The organism is Streptomyces sp. NPDC101181 (assembly GCF_044767975.1).
Taxonomy (GTDB): Bacteria; Actinomycetota; Actinomycetes; order Streptomycetales; family Streptomycetaceae; genus Streptomyces.
The window spans coordinates 70969-90548 of sequence record NZ_JBIWOX010000004.1 but is presented as its reverse complement, the minus strand read 5'-3'; the positions used below and the strand labels follow the sequence as shown (position 1 = coordinate 90548).

Here is a 19580-nt window from a genome sequence, read left to right as displayed (position 1 = left end):
CGGGCGGCGAGCCGCGGACGACGGACGGCGAGCGGCGGGCGGGTGCGCGATGCGCGAGGCTGGGGTCATGACCAAGGGCAACGAGACCACGATCACCGACGAGCTGTACGCGTACATGCTGGCCCACAACCCGCCGCTGGACCCGGTCCAGCGGGAGCTGGTGGAGACCACGTACGCCCGGTTCCCCGACCACGCGGGCATGGTGTCGGCCGAGGAACAGGCCCCGCTGCTGGCCTTCCTCGTCCGGCTGGTGGGCGCCCGGCACGTGGTGGAGGTCGGCACGTTCACCGGGTTCAGCGCGCTGGCCATGGCCCAGGCGCTCCCTGCCGACGGGACGTTGATCGCCTGCGACATCTCGCGGGAGTGGACGGCGTACGGCCGGGAGGCGTGGGAGAGGGCGGGCGTCGCGGACCGGATCGACCTGCGGATCGCCCCCGCCCTGGACACGCTGCGCGCGATGCCCGCCGAGCCGCACATCGACTTCGCCTACCTGGACGCGGACAAGGGCGGCTACATCGCGTACTGGGAGGAGCTGGTGCCCCGGATGCGGCAGGGCGGGCTCATCGCCACGGACAACGTGCTCTTCCACGGGGGCGTCACGGACCCGGAGGCGACGGGGCCGACGGCGGCGATCCAGGAGTTCAACAAGCACGTGCGCGCGGACGACCGGATGGACAGCGTGCTGCTGACGGTCGCGGACGGCCTGACGCTGTCCCGTAAGAAGTAGGAGTCCGTGCGAGGGACGGGCTCCGGTGGCCTACGGTGACGAGCCCTCCGGGCCGGACTTCGGGGCCGGATGACGTAAGCGGCCCCCGGGACGCCCCACCGCCTGTCCCCGCGAAGGGCCGTCCCGGGGACAGGCGGTGGGGCGGGACAAGCGGTAGGGCGGCGAGGCCAGACGGTGAGGCGGGGCGAGGCCGTGGGGTGGCGGGGCCAGGCGGTGGGGCGGGCTCAGCCGCAGCACCCGCCACCGCAGCAGCCCCCGCCCCCGCCGCCACCGGACGACGGGGGAGCGGACGCCGCGGTCCCGCCGACGGCCACGGTCGACAGCAGCTTGACGGTGTCCTCGTGGCCGACCGGACAGGAGGCCGGGTCCGAGGACTGGGCCATGGGCCTGCTGACTTCGAAGGTGTCACCGCAGGCGCGGCAGCGGAATTCATAGCGGGGCATGGCCCCAGCGTAGAGCCTCGGGGGTCAGCCCGCGTCGACCAGGATCCGACCGTCGAAGGGTACGAGCGAGGCGGCGGCGCGACCCGCGTACGCGGATTCGACGCGGGACCGCTCGGTCGCGTCGGGGACGGGGTTCTTGCAGCTGGTCCCGGCGGAGGAGCCCGACATGAGCTGGGAGCACGGACCTGGCTTGGTGTCCGGCAGGCCCAGGTTGTGGCCGATCTCGTGAGCGGCGATACGGGTCTTGTCGTGGCCGTCGGAGACCGCCTGGCTGCCCAGCTCAACCCTGGCCTGTCCGCCGGGACGGACCGGGCCCAGCGTGGCCTGGGGCCAGCCGCTGGTGGCGACGATCTGGATCTCGGCGCGGGTGCCGGGCTGCGCCTTCGCCAGTTTCACGTTCTTGACGTTCGCGTTCCAGGAGGCGACCCCGGCGGTGATGGCCGCTTCCCAGCTGCCGGCCCGGGTGGAGTCGTAGTAGAGGGTGGTCACCGCCGCGGAGACGTCCGTGGCCGCACCGGGCGAGGGGGCTCCGGCGGCGTGCCCCGCGGGGGCCATCATCAGGGTGACGGCTGCGGCTGTACCGGCCGCCGCTAACCATGTGAAGTGAGGCATGACTGTCCTTTCGACACCTGTGTGTTCGCGCTTCCCGTTCCTGCTACTGCTACTGCCACTGCTCTGTGATTGTCCGTGCCCTGTCAAAGCTTCGCGCAGGGGAGTATGCCCGCCTTCCGGCGGCCCGCACCTATGTCACCTGGCTATAACACGCCGGAATGGGGACGGGAGCGACGGGAGCAACCGCGGTCCTCCCCGGGGACCTCGGGAGACCACGGGACAGCCCTCAGGTCCCGGGACCGCCGCCGCGCTCCTCGCGGATGTCGGAGACGACGCGGGCAGCGGTCTGCCGGACGGCTTCGGTCTCGGTCAGGAAGTGCCAGTAGTCGGGGTGGCGGCCTTCGAGCCCGGCGATGGCCCGTTCCAGCCGGGCGACGGAGTCGTCGAGCGGCCGCGCGTGCCGGGGATCGGGAGTGTGCCGCCCGGCCATGGCGAGGCGCTGGGCGTCCCGGACCGCGAAGCGGGTGCGCTCGATCTCCTGCTGCGGGTCCTTCGCCACGGCGTCCAGCCGCCGCAACCGGTCTCCGGCGGCGGAGACCGCCTCGTCCACCTGGTTGAGCAGCGCCCGGACCGTGGAGAGGCGGGAGGTGGCGTCGGCCCAGCGCTGCTCCTCGCGAGCCTTCGCCGCCTCGGCGAGCTTGTCCTCGGCCTGCCGTACGGTGACGGCGGCCTGCTCGGGAACGGGCTGGAGGTCCTGCCAGCAGGCGGCCGAGAAGCGCCGCCGCAGCTCGCTGAGCACCGGCTCGACCGAACCGGCTCGGGTGGTGAGGGCCTGGGCGCGGGTACGGAGCGACACCAGGCGCCGGTCGATCTCGGCGGCCCGCTCGGGCAGCCGCTCGGCTTCGGCGCGCACGGCCTCGGCGTCACGCAGCACGACGTCCGCCCGCTGGAGGGTCTCGGCGACCCCGTGCTTTCCGGCGCCCTGGTTGAGCTTGGTCAGCTCCGGGCCGAGCGCGGCGAGCCGGGCGGCCAGCTCATCGGCCCGCAGCCCCGCGGCCCGGGTGCAGTCGAGGGCGTTGCTGGCGGCCAGGAGCGCCTGGCGGGCCCGCTCCACGGCGGGGGCGAGCCGGGCGAGCTGGGTCTCCGCGCTGCCCAGCAGCGGGCCCAGTCCTTGAGCGAACCGGTCCAGCTCGCCCTTGACCCGCACGAGGTCGTCCTTGGCCCGGATCAGCTCGGTGCGGGCCGTGGCGGCGACGGACGGCTCCAGGTCGTCCCGGTCCAGGTCGTGGGAGTCGACGGCGGTGATGTAGGCGTGGCTGACGGCGTCGATCCGCTGTCCCAGCGCGGCGAAGTCCTCCGACGCTTTGCGGCCGCGCGGTGAACTGTCCACGGCGTTGATGGTCTCGATGGAGATCTTGAGATCGCGCTGGGCGCTGTCCAGTTCGTAGAAGGCCTCGGCGGCGGCGTCCTTCGCGGCCTGCGCCTCGGCCCGCTGGCTCTCACCGCGCCCTCCGAACCACCGGCGCGTACCGCCCCCGGCGAACGCGGCCGGCAGAGCGGCGAACAGAAGAGGCACGGGCACGAGCACAAGCCCCGCCACATCCCGCACACCACGACCAAGGCTCCCGCGGCGGACCGGCCGACTGTCGTCCCCGGGGGACCGATCGCCCTGGCTGCCCCGATCGCTCTTGACGGCGGAACCCTCACCCGCTCGTGCCACTGGCCGCGTGTGCGTCGCCGTCACATCCCTCTCCCGTGCTGTTCCGCCCCTGCCCGGTACATTCTCCCACCAGGTAAGGACGAACACACGGGTCGGTTAGTTCGCGCTTCGGACGGTGACGTGGCCGTTGTCGCTGCGCGCCTTCACGACATGGGCGCTGTCATCGCCGCGGGGCACCCCGATGGAGACGTCCCCGTTGTCGGCGGAAGCGTCGACGGCGTATTCCCGCCCGCCCCCGGGCAGGTCGATGGTTATGCCGCCGTTGTCGCTCACGGTGTCCACGAGGTCGGGCACGGTGGCGAAGCCCAGCCGCACCTCACCGTTGTCGGAACGGGCGACGACGGACGGGGAGGAGAGCCGGTCCGCCCGCACCTTCCCGTTGTCGCTCCGCAGCTTGAGCGTCCCGCTCACGTCCGTCACGCGCACCTCGCCGTTGCTGGACGACAGCTCCAGCGGACGGTCGAACCCGCTGGCGCTGACCCTCCCGTTGGCCGAGGCGGCCGTCACGCTCACATCACGGGGCACCTTCACCCGGTGCCGGGCTTCACAGTTGTTGATCAGGGCCTCGCACTTCACCCGCAACGTCAGGGTGCCGCCCTCCATGGCCCACGTCGGATCGGGCCCGCTCCCCGGCACCACCCAGCCGTCGACCTGCCGCTCCACCTCGACCCGCTCGACATCGGCGGGCTCCAACTCGACGGAGGCGTCCTCGGCGTCGATGGTCAGCGTCTTCCCCTCCAACGCGAACGTCTTGCGCTCGACAGGCGCGTCATCCGCGTCGCTGCTCCCGCACCCGGTGAGCGCGAGCGCCAGCAGAACGACCCCGCCCCCCAGCGCGATAACCCGTCCGGGCACCCCACGACGGGTGCGGTGCGGTGTGCGCGTAACGATGTCCACAGTGATCGGTCCCCCAGAAAACGCGGCCGGACGGTCCTCCGGGACGTCGCGCCCGGTCCCGTCAAACCTATGCACCGCACGCCCCGACCGGGATCCGGCCGGCCACCGTCTCGGGGGTGGGGTTATCCCCCGGAACCCACGGACTCGCCGATCCCCCGGGGGCCTCCGGGGTCTCCCCGCACCGCAGCAGCAGCAGCCGCCGCCGCGGCGCCGCCGTATCCGTTTATGAGCAGCAGCCCGGCCCATGTAGGCTGTTGCCTCATCCACGGGTGCGTAGCTCAGGGGTAGAGCGCTGCTCTTACAAAGCAGATGTCGGCGGTTCGAAACCGTCCGCGCCCACCAGTGCAAGGACCCCCGACCGAGTGCGGCCCGGGGGACTTCAGAGTTTCTGGCCCCGGGCCGCCTGCTGCCTGTTCGGCTCGGACATGGCTCTTGGAGTGATGGCCGCGGGAATCGATGCGCCGGTCGCTCGGCAGCGGCGTTTCGGTGGATGCTTGTCCTCCCTCCATCGGGCCGCGCGGTGACCCGGCCATGCGAGCGGTGGTCGCTCCTCTCATGGCGTCCTGCCGGAAACGAGCGTGCTCAGCATGGTCTGAGTCTCCGCGTCAGCCGAGTAGAGGACTGTCCCCGTCAGTCCTCTCGTGAGGAGCACCTTGTAGATGTTACGAGTCAGGCGGTTGAAGTCGTCGGGGCTTGCCTGGCGCAGGCTGTCGTCCTTGCACTCAGCGGGAACGATTCGCCAGCCGCCTTCCCGCCATACGAATTCGCGTCCGAAGATCGTGCCGTTCCAGGCGTACTCGAAGCCCTGCGCCGTGTAGATGCACCCGATCTGGTTGATGCCCGTCGACTCGGTTGCCCAGAGTGAGGATGACGGGGCGCCTGCAACGGCCCGCTCACCCTTGACATTCCAGGGGCGTCGCCAGTCGCCGATGACCACGTCGTCGACGAGCGAACCGTCCGACCGCGGGTAACTCCACGGCCAACAGAATCCTGCGGTCATCCGGGCGGTGTAGCCGGCCGCTTGTCGCGACTGAAGGAACAGTTCCATCTCTCGGGGGGTATCGGCTACCAGCAGCTCAAAATTCGGCTCTGGATCCCATGGCACAGGCCCTCCGGGTTCGAGCCCCAGGAGGCGGCGGACCCAGCGTTCGTAAGCGCGGCTTCCCCCGCATCGGAACTGCTCGTTCAGGTTCACATGGCGAACGACACATCCGCGAGATGCCGCAGCGTCTTCGATGGCCTTGACGCTTCCCATCTCGCCAGGGCGCACGATCTGGTGCTCGTCGAGCAGGAAGACGGGGACCCTGGCCGCGTCGATGAGTTCCTCGACCTGGCTCCGCCCGCCGCGGGGCCCGCGAGCGTGATGGTGGCTTCCTGAACGGCGGCGAATGCGGTGTGCTTCATCGCAGATGAGCGCGTCGAGTTCGTTCCTTTCTACGCGGCCGAAATCGAGGAAATAGCGGAAGAGCTTGGCCACACGCTTGTTCTTCTCAGCGACCACGTGCTGCAAGGTTGTGGTAAAAGACTTGGACCCGGTGGCATGGGCGACTGTGCGCTGATTTCTCCCGAGGTGACTCATGACATGCAGAGCGACAAGGCTCTTTCCGGAACCAGGGCCACCGGAGACCACTATCACCTCTTTACGGTCCGATTGTCGAGAGCGCGCAACAGCTCGCCGCACCAGGGAAACGGCCACCTGCTGCTCGTCCATGAGAAGGAACTTCCCGCCGTCGACGATCTCGTCTGCGGCTGCCCGCATGAGTTGCCGGGCCGGTGATATGGCGCTGTTCAAAAGGGCATCCGCTTCCAGTGCCCCGTTGAGCGGCGACAGCCGGGTCCGCAGATATCGAACGAGTTCGCCGCGACTCGTATTCGTGAAGAGATGGGCCTCCCTAGCCGCCGCGCCGAGAAGCTCACTCACATCTTGATCGAGGGCGTTATGCAAATAGGCCACTCCCGCGAGGTGGCTTGCCGAGCCCTCCAGCACTGCTGTGAAATCTTCAAGGTATTCAGCGTAACGGCGCACTTGGGAGACTGGATGCAGATGGGCTCGGTTGCCCAGACCCCCTACCAGGCACAGATCCGCCGCGTCGGGCACCAGGCTTGCCTCGCTCCACTGCTTGAGCTCGACGATGACGTATGACGGTTGGCCGGTCTCGGGATGCGAACCGGCCAGCACTGCGTCCGCCCGGAGACTGCTGAGAGGCAGCCTGTACTCGAGAAGGACCTCGACCTCCTCCAGACCCGCGTCACACAACACCTCGGCAAGCGCTTGAAGGCTGTACTGCCAAGCACTTCGTTCGCCGCGCGACGGTTCGCAGAACATGTGCCGACGGAACTCTTCTGTCAGTGCTTCGGCCAGAGACGCATGGTTCGCACGCTCTCTCATACTGCTGGCGGACATGCGGAGAAGTACCAAGGGTGAACTCCATGGGAGTGGCTGCCGCGCGGGACTGCAGCCGACGTGGACGAGTCAGGGGAGGGGGGAGTCGCCGAGGGGCAGGCGGTATTCGAAGCTCTTGGGCTTCAGGTCTTCTTCAGCTGGAGACCAATCTTTGAAATGCAAAACGCGGCCCTCGCTCGCCGTGTGTCCCTTTCCCTCGATCCTGATATCGCCCACCACATACAGGTCGACCGTGTGTTGAGTGTTGCGGGCGTGGTCGACCTCGTTGGATGTCAGAAGCACTTTTGCGGCCGATCCGGTGGTTCCCTTCACCTCGACCCGCCTCTCTTCGCCGTCGCGTGTGCAGTGAAGGTCGTAGGGTTTGCCGAGACGTTTGACGGTCCAGCCCAAATTTTCGTAATGTGCGGCGGCCATATTCTCCGCGTACATCTCGATGGCCTTGCGTTTCGCTGGGTCGGAGATAGTCCCGACCCAGCCGGGTGAGGCAGCGTTCTCTGATCTGCGTGCCGCGGTGAAACCCTTGGGTACGTCTACGTCCTCCGGGCCGAAACCCGGGGCGACTCCCAATGAAATGGGCTGCCCCTTCACCTGGTTCACATCCATATGCGCCATCTTCAAGAGCGGCTCCGGATCGAATTCGCAGAGCAAGCCGCTTCCTTGTCTGGTCCCGGAAAGCCTGAGGGCGTCACTCGCGACTGTCGGAAGCGGTCCTTTGTCATCGAGGGGCGTGTCCCGAATCACGGCCAAGGGCTGAATCCCGAAGCGCACCGGGTATTTGACTGTGCCCTCGTCCTCTTCGTCGGGCCAGTGCAGACTCTTTCCTTCGTAGAAGTTCTCGCAGATCTCGAAGAGATACAGCGTGATCCTCTGGGTGAGCCACTTGGCCTGGCTCGTACGCGGACCCACGCCTGTGGCCAGTACGGCGAAGCGTGGACGCCGTGACCGGTACTCCGGCTTCCACTTGCGGAGCCCCCAAGTGCAGGTTTCGACCCCATGTCGAAGGTTGCGCCGTGGAGCGTGGCTCTGTCCCACATGGGCCATCACGAAGGATGTCGAGTTCATGCATCTCATCATATTAATGCTGGTGGCGGTGCTTGCTAGAGGGGGCTGGTCTTGATGGAAAGTGCACGTATAAATAGTTCGACCCGTATTAGAAAATTAATACCTTTTGGGGCTGAATATTCTCTGTCGGTATGGCACTGCCGCCGGATGCTTGTGCGGCGCGCGATGGGTCAGGCCGAGAGAGCGCTACCGGTGGGTGTTGCTGGGGTATTTATGGGGCCGTGCTCCCCGGGATAGGCAATCGAGAGCCTTTGAGGAGCTCGAGGGTTTCGCGCTGGGCCTGAGGTGCAGTGCGTGTCCGATACGAACTGCCTCGCTCCCGCACCAATAAGGCTTTGGGGCCTCGCTGGGCGGCGGTTGATCTTGGCCGGGGGTGCCTCCGCGCCTGGGCCGCCGGTGTTACTCATTCGCGGCCCGGGCGCGGAGGCGGGCTTGGATTTGTCACCGCTGTGTGTTTTCCCGCAACTGCCCTACTGGCTGACCTTGTTGCTGCTCCAAAGCGCATGGCCGTCGCTTTGTGTCTCGGCTCAGATGTGCGCTCGGGCGGCAAACCGGTCCAGCGGAGGTCTTTTTGGAGGTGACCTGTGTCGTTGAGGACGAGGAGGGCTGCGTCGGCGTGGTGGATGCCGACTCCGCGCGCCTTCGGGGCGTCGAGCGCGCCCCGAACGATCCAGCTGGCGAGGAGGTTGTGGGTGACGAGGCGTTCGTGACGCGGCTCATCACTGTCACGGGGTGCTGAACCGGTCCAGGGCCTCCTCGGCCGGGCTCGGTCCTTTTCCCGTTCGTCTGCTGGCAGAGGGCAAGGACGTTGCGGTACGCCGAGCGGTCCCCGTGGTGTCTTCCGTTCCGACGTGCGCGTGTGGAGTGCTCGGGGCACCGTGGAGGCATGGTTGAGCATCCCCCTGTCATCGTTCATCCGCCGTCCGCGAACGGGGCGCGGCGGGTCACCGTGCGTGGGCAGATCGTGGGGCTGGCGCATGGGCGTGGGGAGGTCGCCGCGTTGTTGCGGGCCGCGGGGATGGTGCCCGGGGGTGACGAGATCGTGGAGCTGGACCGGCCGGAGCTGATCGAATGGCGCGGCGGCGACCTCGACACCTGGGGGTGATCCCGTGAAGCGTCGTCGTACGGCGTCCGAGGGCGCGTCGATCGAGCCGCCGCCGGGCTACTACACCGCTGACCACCACGCCGCCACGGCAGGAGCCCCCGATGCCGCGCAGCGGGCGCTGATCCTGGACTGGGTGGTGAGCCGCCGCATCGCGAGCGGGTGGCGCGTGGAGTCGCGGTCCGCGAGCCAGGTGATCCTGGTGCGCGGGCAGCCGGTGAACCACGTGCTGCACGCCATCCTCACGGTGTTCTCGTGCCTGGTGTGGGGACTCGTGTGGGCCGGGGTCACCTTGGTCAACCGCGTCGAGCGCGTGGCCCTCACGGTCGACGCCCAGGGGCGTGTCGTCCAGGTCAGCGCGCCGTGAGCTGTCACCCGTACGGGTGCGTCCAGGTGGCTGGTCCCGGGGGCCGGGAGGAACGTCGAAGCTGATCTGCACGCGCTATCAGGGCAGGTCAGGGCAGCAGACGCACACGTCTGTTCCGGCTAAGGAGTCCTCATGTCGCAGACCAGTGAGCCCATCCCCGGCACGTCAGGCACCAGCACGTCAGGCACCGGTACGTCACGCCCCGGGGCCTCGCGACCCGCCAGCCCCTTGCCGGACCGGGGTTCCGGCAGCGGCTGGGCCGCCGGAGGGACGGTGTTCGCCGGTGTCCTCCTCTTCGTGGACGGTGTCCTCGGAGTGCTGAAGGGCATCGCGGGGATCGCCTCCAACGACGTGTACACCCGGATCAACGACTACGTCTTCAAGTTCAGCGTGAGCTCGTGGGGCTGGATCCACCTCGTCCTCGGCGTGGTCCTCGTCCTGGTCGGCTGGGGCATCCTCTCGGGCGCTGCCTGGGCCCGCGGAGTGGGTATCGTGCTCGCCGCGCTGAACCTGATCGCCAACTTCATGTGGCTCCCCTACACACCGGTCTGGGCCATCGTCACCATCGCCCTCGACGTCTTCGTCATCTGGGCCCTGTGCACGGACCGGTCCCGCCCGGGCGATCGGGCGCGGAGCGTCTGAATCCGTCCGGGCCGGGTGCGCGACGGGCGCTCGTCGACGGGCGGCGGGTGTCCGTTGTCAGTGGGGCGGTCCACACTGGAGACATGTGCCGCAGCATCAAGACACTCCGTCCACCCGCCCTCCCCGAAGAGGCCACCGAGGAGGACATGCGGGCCGCCGCCCTTCAGTACGTGCGCAAGGTCTCCGGGTTCCGTGCGCCCGCCGCGCACAACCAGGAGGTCTTCGACCGCGCCGTCGACGAGATCACTACGGCCACGATGAAACTGCTCGACGGCCTGGAGATACGGGGCGCCGCCGCGCGCCACTGAGGCGGGGACGGAGAACCGCTCCGGCTCGTTCTCGGTCAGGGCGTGACAGGCGCCGGTGCCGATACCGGCGCCTGGGCCGGTGTCGTGCTGTCCGCGGGGTCGGAGCCGGGCTTCGGTCCGGGGGCGGAGGTGGTTCCGGTGGCCGGGGCGGCCTTCGACGCCGGTACGGAGGGCTGTGCCGGGACCCCGGGGAGCGTGGTCGCCGTTGTCTCCGGCACCAGCCGCGGTGCCGATGTGTGTGGGGGTGTTGGTGTCGGCGTGGAGGGCTGTCCTGTCGTGGTCTCTGCCCTGCGCGGTGGGCGTGGTGAGGCCGGTGGGTCCGTCGCCTCCGCGGCTTCCGCCGCCGCTCGCACCGCCGCCGGGCGCTTCACTACGTACGCGGCCAGCGCGCCCGCCATGAACAGCGCCAGGACCGACACGGCCGTGCCGAACCACGTCGAGCCCAGCCAGCGGCCCCCGAAGTAGCCGAGCCCCACGCTGTAGCAGGCCCAGGCCAGGCCCGCCAGCGCGGACCACGGCAGGAAGTCCCGCACCCTGCGATGCGCGGCGCCCGCCCCTAGGGAGACCACGGACCGGCCCGCCGGGGCGAACCGGGCGATGACGACGAGAGCCCCACCGCCCCGGCTCAGCGCCACGCCGAGACGTTCCTGCGCGGTGGTGAGACGCCGGGAGCGGGCGATGGCGCGATCCAGCCGGTCACCGCCGCGCCAGGCGAGCCGGTACGCGACGAGATCCCCGAGGACGGAAGCGCTGGTCGCGCACAGGATCAGCACGATGGCGCCGGTGACGCTCGTGGAGCTCGCGGCCGCCGCGGTGGCAGCCGTGATCACGAGGACACCGCTGGGAAGCAGGGGGAGGAAGACGTCCAGGAGCACGGAGAGGGCGACCACCGCGTAGATCCATGGGCTGCTGGTCAGCGCGGCCACACTCTCTAGCACCGTCTACTACTCCCCGGTCGTGTCAACGCCGCGACGTCGCAGGGGAGCGGCAGGGGCGGCAGGTTCGGCTGTACAGCGTACGCGTGAGGGTATTCCGGCCATCGACCAGGTCGAGTGATGTTGCGCGGCGCACGTTCACCTGACGGGCACTGTGCCGTTAGGCGGGGGGAGTGAACGGAACGAGCGAGGAGCAGCACATGACGGTACGGATGGTACGGACGGGGAGCGGTGCGGCGCACCAGGATTCGGTTGCGCAAGGTTCCCGCGGTGCTCGGGGAGTCCGGCGTGTCCCGGGGGTGCTGGCGGGGGCGGTGGCCCTGCTGGCCCTGGTCGGCGGAGGCGGCGTCGCCCACGGTACGGGCACCCATGGCGTGGACGCCCCCAGCGCGGGTACCCATGGCGCGGACGCCCATGGCGCGGACGGTCACGGAGCCCCGTCCAGTGCGCACGGGGCCGCGTCGGATACGCATGGGGCCGCGTCCGGTGTGCATGAGGCCCAGACGACGGACGGCCTGGCGGAGGTCCCCGCCGGCGGCGGCAACCCGGGGCGCGCCGACCAGATCGTCACCCCGGGCGGGGGGCTCTGGATGCGGGCCGCGGGAGTGTTCTCACCGCCCGGCTCCTACGTTCCCTCCGGCGCCCTGACGTACGACACCGCGCTGGTGCCGGCGGGCGCCCGGATCGAGGTCTCGCAGTACGCGGACCGGACCGGTACCCGGGTCACCGCCCGGCTGCGGGGGCTCGTACCGAGCCGTGCGTACGGGATGCACGTGCACACCTCCCCGTGCGGCGCCGACCCCGCCGCGGCCGGTCCGCACTACCAGAACCGTCCGTCGGCGACGGCGGACCCGGTCAACGAGGTGTGGCTGGACTTCCGCACCGACGCGGACGGGGACGGGCGGGCCGAGGCCCGGCAGGACTGGGGGTTCCGGGAGGGTGGAGCGTGGTCGGTGATCATCCACGACCGGCAGGGCGGCGCGGGGGAGCGGGCGGCCTGTTTCACGGTGCCGTTCGGTTCGACGGGTGAGTCCGGCCGCGGGGCGGTCTGACGGGTCTGCAGGACCGGCATCCGGGGGCCCCGGGCGCAGTGCGGCCTGCTCCCCGTGAGGTCGGCTCCGCGCGGTGACCTCGCGGTGGTACGGCCACGGGGTGCGGCGGTGGTACGGCCGTGGATACGGCGGTGGCCCGCTCCCTCCTGTCCGGAGGGAGCGGGCCACCGTGCGCGTGCGTCGGGCCGCCGGGGTCAGACCGTGAGGGCGGAGGCGTCCTCGCGGCGGGCGGGGTCCCCGGCAGGGGTGTCGGTCCGCCGCGATCCGAAGAACCGGTCCAGTGCCACGGCGCCCGGTCCGGTGAAGACCAGCAGCAGGAACGCCCAGCAGAACAGCGCCGACAGGCCGCCGCCGTTCTCGATCGGCATCAGTCCGTCGGGCTGGTGCACCTTGAAGTACGCGTAGGCCATCGAGCCCGAGGCGAGGAAGGCGGCGGCGCGGGTGCCGAGGCCGAGGGCGACGAGAACGCCGCACACCAGCTGGATCAGCGCGGCGTACCAGCCGGGCCAGGTACCGGTCTCCACCTGGGCGCCACCGAACACCCCGAAGAGCGTGGAGGCGCCGTGACAGGCGAAGAGCAGGCCGATGACGAAGCGGAAGAGGCTCAGTGCGTAGGGCTGGGCCTGGTTCAAGCGAATGAGCATGGGGGGTGAGCTCCTTCGGTCGGGGCGGGGACGGGAACCGACTGAGCGCCTCAGGTTAGGGAAACCTGACCATTGCTTGCAAGTTCAACATTCTGGCGACTGGCTGAAAGTCGACTTCGCCTAGGGGGTGAGTGAACGCTCCAGAACCGTCTCCAGCTGGGCCCCGCTCTCGCCCTCAGTGGCCTGCACCAATGTCAGCGCAGAGTTCCGGCCACGCAACGTCAGCGTCATGAGCTGGTTACCGAACCAGGGGCCACCGTCCCTGCTCCATGTCACGGGTGACTCTCCCGTCCGGCCGTGGCGGGCCAGTGCCCGCCCGATGCGCCGTCCCATCCGGCTCCAGCCGAAGCGAAAGGCCGCACGCATCGGCCGGGGGACCGAATTGTGCACGGGGGAACAGGTCAGCTGGAGGACGCGGGCCCGCAGCGCGTCCGTGTCACGCGCCTCGCCCGTGGCGCCCGCCGCACCCGTGTCGCCTGCCTCGCCCGTCCCGCCGGTGGCAGGCCAGCGGGGCTCGGAGATGTAGGCGTGGTGCACGTCGCCCGAGAGCACACAGATCGTCGCCGGGGCGTCCGGTCCGCTTCCCGCCGTCCGCAGCAGCTCGGCCAACCGGTCGAAGGACGCCGGGAAGGCGGCCCAGTGCTCCAGGTCGGCCGCCCGCCGCAGCTTCTCGCCGAACCGGGCCCAGCGGTCCCCGCGTACGCCCGCGCACAGGGCGGCGTTCCAGCGTTCCGCGTCATGGACGAGCGGAGGCAGCAGCCAGGGCAGCGAGCTGCCGATCAGGAGGTGATCGTATGAAGCCGGGTCGCCCAGCACCTCCTCCTCCAGCCAGCGGACCTCCTCCGGGTCGAGCATCGCGCGGTCCTGCTCGGCCAGGACGCGGGCAGCGCGGGTGTCCACCATCACCAGCCGTACTCGGCCGAAAACACGTCGGTAGCTCCAGCGGGTGCGCAGGGGGTCGGCGTCGGTCTCGGCCGCGAACCGCCGCAGCACCTCGGTGCCCTCGGGAGCGGCCCGCACCGCCGCGTACACGGGGTCGGAGTCCAGCTCGGCGGGGGAGAGGTTGCCCAGATGCTGGTAGATCCAGTACGACATGAACCCGCTGACGATCCGCTCGTGCCACCAGGCGGTGGCGCGCATGTCCTCCTGCCAGGCGGCGCTGGTGTTCCAGTCGTCGATGACGTCGTGATCGTCGAAGATCATGCAGCTGGGGACCGTGGAGAGCAGCCAGCGCACCTTCGGGTCGCCCCATGACTCGTCGTAGAGGTAGGTGTACTCCTCGAAGTCGGCGATCTCCGTCCCCGGCGGCTCGCCCAGATCGCGGCGGGCGGCCAGCCTGCGCCGGGTCTCCTGGGACGTCTCGTCCGCGTACACCTGGTCGCCCAGGAGAAGCAGCACGTCGGGGCGTTCGGCCGCCGGTTCCGTGGCGAGCCGGTGGGCCAGGGTGACCAGGGCGTCCGGTCCCACGGGGTCGTTGCCGCCGCCGGGTGCGGCGGCCCAGCGGCACGAGCCGAACGCGACCCGGACGCCGGCCTCCTCCGCCCCGGCCGACGACCCCGGCGCCCCGCTCTCCGGTGCGCCCGCAGGCGTGGCCGGGGACTCGCCCGCAGGCGTGGACGGGGACGCGCCCGGAGATGCGGACGGGGACGCGCCCGGAGATGCGGGCGGAGGGGTGCCCGGGGGCGAGGCCGCGGGGGTGGTGATGGTGCTCGGGGGAAGGGCCGACTCCTCGGGCGGCCAGACGCGCCGGTCCCCGATCAGCACCTCGTACGCCGTCGTGGAACCGGGCGTCAGCCCCGTCACCACCACCAGGGCGTAGTGGTGCCCCGCCACCGAGAAGGTGTCCGAGGACCCCGACGCGCCGTCCGCGCACCGTACGTCCACGGTGCAGGGACGGGCGGCCTCGACCCAGACGGTCGCGGTGGTCCCCGAATCCCAGTCGACATACCGCAGCAGCGGTCCCAGGCGTAGTCCGGTCATGGGGTGCCTCCTCGCGACGCCCTCGGGCGTCTGTTCAACGACCGGGGAGGCGACGCGGGTTCCGGCAGCGGCGCCCCAGGGGTCGTAAGCGGCCGTCAGTAGCCGTCACAGTAACCCTGTGCACGAGCCTCGGGCTGCCGCGCCCCCCCCGGGGTCTGACGCGACTCCGGGCCTGCCGCGACTCCGGGCCTGCCGCGACCCCGAGGCTGACGCGACCCCGAGGCTGACGCGGGGACCGTCGGGTGGTCGTGACCGTCGGACTACCGCGACCCCGGGGCGGCCGCCGCTCCGGTCCTCAGCAGCCGTTCAGGGCCGTCTGGAGGGCGCTCTTCTCGGCCTGGTCCACGCTCAGGCCGTAGTGGTGCTTCACGTGGACCCAGGCGCGGGCGTACGTGCACGTGTATGCCGAGCGCGACGGCATCCACTTCGCCGGGTCCTTGTCGCCCTTGGACTGGTTGACGTTGTCGGTGACCGCAATCAGCTGAGGGCGGGTCAGGTCGTTGGCGAACGACTGGCGTTGGGCGGTGCTCCAGCTGCTCGCGCCGGAGCGCCAGGCCTCGGCGAGCGGGACCATGTGGTCGATGTCCACGTCGGACGCGGCGCTCCAGGTGGCGCCGTCGTACGGCGAGTACCAACTACCGCTCACCGCCGCGCAGGAGGCGTCCTGCTGGACGTTGGACCCGTCGCGCTTCAGGACGACCTCGCGCGTGTTGCAGGCCCCTGACTGGGTGATCCAGTGCGGGAACTTGTCCCTGCTGTAGCCGCTGGAGGAGCCCTCCGCGCCGACGGCCAGCTGGCCGAGGTACGCCCGCGCGGTCGCCCCGCTGACCGGGGTGGGCATGGCGGCCTGGGCGGACGGTGCGGTGAACAGGGCGGACGTGGCGGCGAGCGCCGCGGTTGCGGCGACGACGGAGAAGCGACGCGCGTAGACACCGGACATGCGAACTCCCTTGATGTGGGGGGTGCTTGGGCAGGCGGTGAGGCGAGCCCGGCCATCGTGGCGACGCCAGGTTTCTGTGGGGTGGGCGTCAGGTAACAGAGTGGCGACATGTGCACGTCACATCAAGGGGTGTGCGGGGGGGTGGTGCGGAGCGCGGTGGATCGCGCGGGGCGTGCGGAACGGTCGCGCGGGTTCGGCCTCCGGCCTCGCTCACGCCTGGAGGTGGCTCGCCGTTCCGTCGCGGGGCGCTCGGCCAACTCGCCGCGTGGGGCGGGGAGATGGAGACGGCGCCTCACCCGTGGAGGGAGGCGCCGTGCGTGTCGTCGTGCTGGTGGCTCTGGTGGCTCTGGTGGCTCTGGTGGCTCTGGTGGTCCCGTGGCCTGGGTGGCCTGGGTGGCTCAGGCGGTGGTCCGGATCACCGATCGGGCCTTGGTGCGCTCCGGCCCCGCTGACGTGCGGGCAGGGCCCTAAGGGTGGGCTCAGGCCGCGCTGATGTGCAGGCGGATCGAGCCGTCGCCCGTCGCCTCCACCCGTACCCGCGTCAGGTCCTCGACATGGGCATCCGGTGCCAGAGTCGCGGCGCGCGGGCCGACACCCAAGACCCGCATTCCGGCCGCCCGGCCCGCGGCGATGCCCGCCTCGGAGTCCTCGAACACCACGCAGTCCGCCGGGTCGAAGCCCAGCTCCGCCGCGCCCTTGAGGAAGCCCTCGGGGTCCGGCTTGCTCGCGCCGACCTGCTCGGCGGTGACGCGGACGGCGGGCATCGGCAGGGCGGCCGCACCCATCCGTGCCGTCGCGAGGGCGGAGTCGGCCGAGGTCACCAGGGCGTGCGGGAGGTCGGCGATCGCGGCCATGAACGCGGGAGCCCCGCCGATCGGCACGACGCCGTCGACGTCGGCGGTCTCCTCGGCGAGCATCACCCGGTTGTCCGCGTAGTTCTCCTCCACAGGGCGGTCCGGAAGCAGGACGGCCATCGTGGCGTACCCCTGGCGGCCGTGGACCACCTTGAGTGCGGCTTCGGGGTCCAGCCCGTGCCGGAGGGCCCACCGGCGCCAGCAGCGCTCGACGACCGCGTCGGAGTTCACGAGGGTGCCGTCCATGTCCAGGAGAAGGGCACGTGCGGTGAGGACGGTGGCCGACATCGGCTGGCTCCAGAGCGCGGGGGGACGGTGGTGCGGTGCTGCGCGACAACGGTACGGCGGTACAAGAGCAGCCCCGCCCGCCGGTCAGGGAGTACGGGCGGGAGCTACTTTGTTCCCCGAACATACAAAAACCTGGACCAGAAAGCCAATCGGCCTGCCCCGGCCCCGTCCCCGGCCCCGGCTCCGGCGAGCCCCCGGCCCGGCTTCGGCTGGCCCCGTCCCCGGCTCGGCCTGCCGTACGCCCCGGGGGCCCAGCGGCCTGCCGTACGCCCCGAGGGGCCCAACGGCCCGCCGCGCGCGGGCGGCTCCCGTAGGCCTTCGGCAGGCCATAACGGCACAGAACGGCCAGGATGGGGGTGTAGTGGATCAGGTGCCGTCAGCGCGGCGCAGCGCGTCGGCGGACCGAGGAGGCGCCCATGGCCCGGCAACCCAGGAGGTCTTCATGGCCCAGCAGCTGAGCCAGCCGCCCCTGGCCCCCGGTGACGGGCAGTCCCGGCGGACCGTGCTGGTGGCGATCGGCGCGCTGCTCCTCGGGATGCTGCTCGCGGCACTCGATCAGACCATCGTCTCGACGGCGCTGCCGACGATCGTCAGCGAGCTGGGCGGCCTGGACCACCTGTCGTGGGTCGTCACCGCCTACATGCTGGCGGCGACCGCCGCGACCCCGCTCTGGGGCAAGCTCGGGGACCAGTACGGGCGCAAGCGGCTCTTCCAGGCCGCGATCGTCATCTTCCTGATCGGCTCCGCCCTCTGCGGTGTCGCCCAGAACATGCCCCAGCTCATCGGCTTCCGCGCCCTCCAGGGGCTCGGCGGCGGCGGGCTGATGGTGCTGTCGATGGCGATCGTCGGTGACCTCGTCACGCCCCGCGAACGCGGCAAGTACCAGGGGCTGTTCGGTGCCGTCTTCGGCGTGACCAGCGTGCTGGGACCGCTGTTGGGCGGGTTCTTCACCGAACACCTCAGCTGGCGTTGGGTGTTCTACATCAACCTGCCGGTCGGCGTCGTCGCGCTGATCGTCATCGCGGCCGTGCTGCACATCCCGGTCCGCCGGGAGAAGCACACCATCGACTACCTGGGCACCTTCCTCATCGCCTCCGTCGCCACGTGCCTGGTCCTCATCGCCTCCCTCGGCGGCACGACCTGGGCCTGGGGCTCGGTGTGGATCATCGGGCTCGCGGTGCTCGCCGCCGTGCTGCTCGCCGCGTTCGTCGCCGTCGAACGGCGGGCGGCGGAGCCGGTGCTGCCGCTGAAGCTGTTCCGTATCCGGACCTTCAGCCTGGTCGCCGTGATCAGCTTCGTCATCGGATTCGCGATGTTCGGCGCGATGACCTACCTGCCGACCTTCCTCCAGGTGGTCCACGGCATCACGCCGACGATGTCCGGCGTACACATGCTGCCGATGGTCCTCGGCCTGCTCCTCACCTCCACCGGCTCCGGCCAGATCGTCAGCCGTACCGGCCGCTGGAAGGTCTTCCCGCTCGCGGGCACCGCCCTCACCGCCGTCGGCCTGCTCCTCCTCCACCGCCTCGACCCGGCCAGCTCCACTTGGGAGATGAGCCTGTACTTCTTCGTCTTCGGCGCCGGGCTCGGCCTCGTCATGCAGGTCCTCGTCCTCGTGGTGCAGAACGCGGTCGCCTACCAGGACCTGGGCGTCGCCACCTCCGGCGCCACGTTCTTCCGCTCCATCGGCGCCTCGTTCGGTGTCGCCATCTTCGGCACGATCTTCACCAACCGGCTCACCGGCAAGCTCGACGGCGCACTGGCGGGACGGCCCCTGCCGGCGGACGTCGACGCCGACCGGCTCGCGTCCGATCCCCGGACCATCGGCGAACTCCCCGCCGGTCTGCGCCCCTCCGTCCTCGACGCGTTCTCCACCTCCATCACGGACGTCTTCCTCTACGCGGCCCCCGTCGTGCTCCTCGCGTTCGTCCTCGCCTGGTTCCTGCGGGAGGACAAGCTCCGGGGCTCGGTGACGGCCCCCGACGCCAGTGAGACCCTGGCGGCGAACCCGGTGGAGCGTTCCTCGTACGACGAGTGCGCACGCGCCCTGTCGGTGCTCGCCACCCGGGAGGGGCGCCGCGAGATCTACCAGGAGATCACCGCGCGGGCCGGGTACGACCTGCTGCCCGCCTCCGCCTGGCTGCTGCTGCGTATCAAGCGACACGGCACCGTCGAACCCGCCCGCCTCGCCGAGACCGCCCCCGTCCCGCTACGGACCATCACCGAGGCCGCCCGGCAGGTGGAGGAGCGGGGACTGGCCCGTCGCGAGGGGCATCAGATGATCCTCACGGACGCCGGTGGCGAGGCGGTCGTCCGGCTCTCGCAGGCCCGCGAGGACTCGCTCGCCGGGCTGCTGGGCGACTGGTGGGGGCCCGACCGCCCCACCGACCTGGTCCAACTGGTGGCCGAGCTGACGGCGGAGGCGAGCGGTTCGCGCGAGGAGCGCCCGCTCAGGGCCGCCCCGCCCCGTGACCACCCGGCCGACCGGCCCCACGACCCGCACCACGGGGACGGCCCGCCTCCGGCGTAGGCCGCCGTTTGCCGAAGTGGCAACTCCGATCGCGTCTGACGGTCGGCGGGTCGCATGATCGACCGGTGTCCGCTCACGCGCGTACCGAGGAGAAGCCCATGCCGCCCGAGTCACCCCAGTCACCCCGGTCCCC

At 70.6% G+C, this 19580-nt stretch carries 18 protein-coding genes and 1 tRNA gene; 8 read left to right on the top strand and 11 right to left on the bottom strand.

Annotated features, from left to right (window positions below; all coding sequences use genetic code 11):
• Positions 1–67: 67 nt before the first annotated feature.
• Positions 68–727 carry an O-methyltransferase gene (locus tag ACIRRU_RS08865; RefSeq protein WP_403678068.1) on the top strand — a complete coding sequence of 220 codons (660 nt, stop codon included), beginning with the start codon at positions 68–70 and terminating at the stop codon, positions 725–727.
• A gap of 224 nt (positions 728–951) precedes the next feature.
• On the opposite strand, the gene ACIRRU_RS08860 is transcribed toward ACIRRU_RS08865, so the two are convergent.
• The 4 genes from ACIRRU_RS08860 to ACIRRU_RS08845 all read right to left on the bottom strand — a co-directional run bounded on the left by ACIRRU_RS08860 (position 952) and on the right by ACIRRU_RS08845 (position 4339).
• Entirely contained in the window at positions 952–1170 is a 219-nt protein-coding gene (locus tag ACIRRU_RS08860) for a zinc ribbon domain-containing protein (RefSeq protein WP_403678066.1), read from the bottom strand.
• Positions 1171–1194: 24 nt separating this feature from the next.
• Positions 1195–1782, bottom strand: coding sequence for a snapalysin family zinc-dependent metalloprotease (locus ACIRRU_RS08855; protein ID WP_403678064.1), 588 nt, complete (start codon positions 1780–1782; stop codon positions 1195–1197).
• A gap of 226 nt (positions 1783–2008) precedes the next feature.
• The gene (locus ACIRRU_RS08850; RefSeq protein WP_403678062.1) at positions 2009–3331 is read right to left on the bottom strand and encodes a hypothetical protein; all 1323 of its coding nucleotides are present in this window, start codon (positions 3329–3331) and stop codon (positions 2009–2011) included.
• Positions 3332–3538: 207 nt separating this feature from the next.
• Complete coding sequence (locus tag ACIRRU_RS08845; RefSeq protein WP_403678060.1) at positions 3539–4339, bottom strand: DUF4097 family beta strand repeat-containing protein; 801 nt, start codon at positions 4337–4339, stop codon at positions 3539–3541.
• A 267-nt stretch (positions 4340–4606) separates the two neighbouring features.
• On the opposite strand from ACIRRU_RS08845, the gene ACIRRU_RS08840 reads away from it, so the two are divergent.
• A tRNA-Val gene (locus tag ACIRRU_RS08840) sits at positions 4607–4681 on the top strand.
• A 211-nt stretch (positions 4682–4892) separates the two neighbouring features.
• On the opposite strand, the gene ACIRRU_RS08835 is transcribed toward ACIRRU_RS08840, so the two are convergent.
• Both ACIRRU_RS08835 and ACIRRU_RS08830 read right to left on the bottom strand, forming a co-directional pair.
• A complete protein-coding gene (locus tag ACIRRU_RS08835) occupies positions 4893–6743 on the bottom strand; it encodes a DNA/RNA helicase domain-containing protein (RefSeq protein WP_403678059.1) in 1851 nt (616 codons plus the stop codon).
• Between the two features lie 69 nt (positions 6744–6812).
• A complete protein-coding gene (locus ACIRRU_RS08830) occupies positions 6813–7805 on the bottom strand; it encodes a DUF3883 domain-containing protein (protein WP_403678057.1) in 993 nt (330 codons plus the stop codon).
• 886 nt (positions 7806–8691) lie between these two features.
• Between ACIRRU_RS08830 and ACIRRU_RS08825 the strand changes: the two genes are divergently transcribed.
• The 4 genes from ACIRRU_RS08825 (at position 8692) to ACIRRU_RS08810 (ending at position 10224) form a co-directional block, all read left to right on the top strand.
• Positions 8692–8910 (top strand): hypothetical protein, encoded by a 219-nt coding sequence (locus tag ACIRRU_RS08825; RefSeq protein ID WP_403678055.1) that lies wholly within the window; start codon positions 8692–8694, stop codon positions 8908–8910.
• A 4-nt stretch (positions 8911–8914) separates the two neighbouring features.
• On the top strand, positions 8915–9274 hold the full coding sequence (locus ACIRRU_RS08820; RefSeq protein ID WP_403678053.1) for a hypothetical protein: 360 nt from the start codon (positions 8915–8917) through the stop codon (positions 9272–9274).
• Positions 9275–9406: 132 nt separating this feature from the next.
• Positions 9407–9916, top strand: a complete 510-nt coding sequence (locus tag ACIRRU_RS08815) for a hypothetical protein (protein ID WP_403678051.1) — start codon at positions 9407–9409, stop codon at positions 9914–9916.
• Positions 9917–9999: 83 nt separating this feature from the next.
• Positions 10000–10224 carry a DUF2277 domain-containing protein gene (locus ACIRRU_RS08810; protein WP_403678049.1) on the top strand — a complete coding sequence of 75 codons (225 nt, stop codon included), beginning with the start codon at positions 10000–10002 and terminating at the stop codon, positions 10222–10224.
• A 35-nt stretch (positions 10225–10259) separates the two neighbouring features.
• Here ACIRRU_RS08810 and ACIRRU_RS08805 read toward each other — a convergent pair whose 3' ends face one another.
• Positions 10260–11162: a VTT domain-containing protein gene (locus tag ACIRRU_RS08805; protein WP_403678048.1), complete on the bottom strand. Its 903-nt coding sequence runs from the start codon at positions 11160–11162 to the stop codon at positions 10260–10262.
• Between the two features lie 197 nt (positions 11163–11359).
• On the opposite strand from ACIRRU_RS08805, the gene ACIRRU_RS08800 reads away from it, so the two are divergent.
• Positions 11360–12211 (top strand): superoxide dismutase family protein, encoded by an 852-nt coding sequence (locus ACIRRU_RS08800; RefSeq protein ID WP_403678046.1) that lies wholly within the window; start codon positions 11360–11362, stop codon positions 12209–12211.
• 194 nt (positions 12212–12405) lie between these two features.
• On the opposite strand, the gene ACIRRU_RS08795 is transcribed toward ACIRRU_RS08800, so the two are convergent.
• The 4 genes from ACIRRU_RS08795 to ACIRRU_RS08780 all read right to left on the bottom strand — a co-directional run bounded on the left by ACIRRU_RS08795 (position 12406) and on the right by ACIRRU_RS08780 (position 16917).
• A complete protein-coding gene (locus tag ACIRRU_RS08795; protein WP_403678044.1) occupies positions 12406–12855 on the bottom strand; it encodes a DoxX family protein in 450 nt (149 codons plus the stop codon).
• Positions 12856–12975: 120 nt separating this feature from the next.
• Positions 12976–14835 carry an alkaline phosphatase D family protein gene (locus ACIRRU_RS08790; protein WP_403678042.1) on the bottom strand — a complete coding sequence of 620 codons (1860 nt, stop codon included), beginning with the start codon at positions 14833–14835 and terminating at the stop codon, positions 12976–12978.
• 295 nt (positions 14836–15130) lie between these two features.
• Positions 15131–15775, bottom strand: a complete 645-nt coding sequence (locus ACIRRU_RS08785) for an HNH endonuclease family protein (RefSeq protein ID WP_403678040.1) — start codon at positions 15773–15775, stop codon at positions 15131–15133.
• 479 nt (positions 15776–16254) lie between these two features.
• A complete protein-coding gene (locus ACIRRU_RS08780; RefSeq protein WP_403678039.1) occupies positions 16255–16917 on the bottom strand; it encodes an HAD-IA family hydrolase in 663 nt (220 codons plus the stop codon).
• 442 nt (positions 16918–17359) lie between these two features.
• Here ACIRRU_RS08780 and ACIRRU_RS08775 point away from each other — a divergent pair, with 442 nt between their 5' ends.
• Positions 17360–19447 carry a DHA2 family efflux MFS transporter permease subunit gene (locus tag ACIRRU_RS08775; RefSeq protein WP_403678037.1) on the top strand — a complete coding sequence of 696 codons (2088 nt, stop codon included), beginning with the start codon at positions 17360–17362 and terminating at the stop codon, positions 19445–19447.
• Positions 19448–19580: the final 133 nt, after the last annotated feature.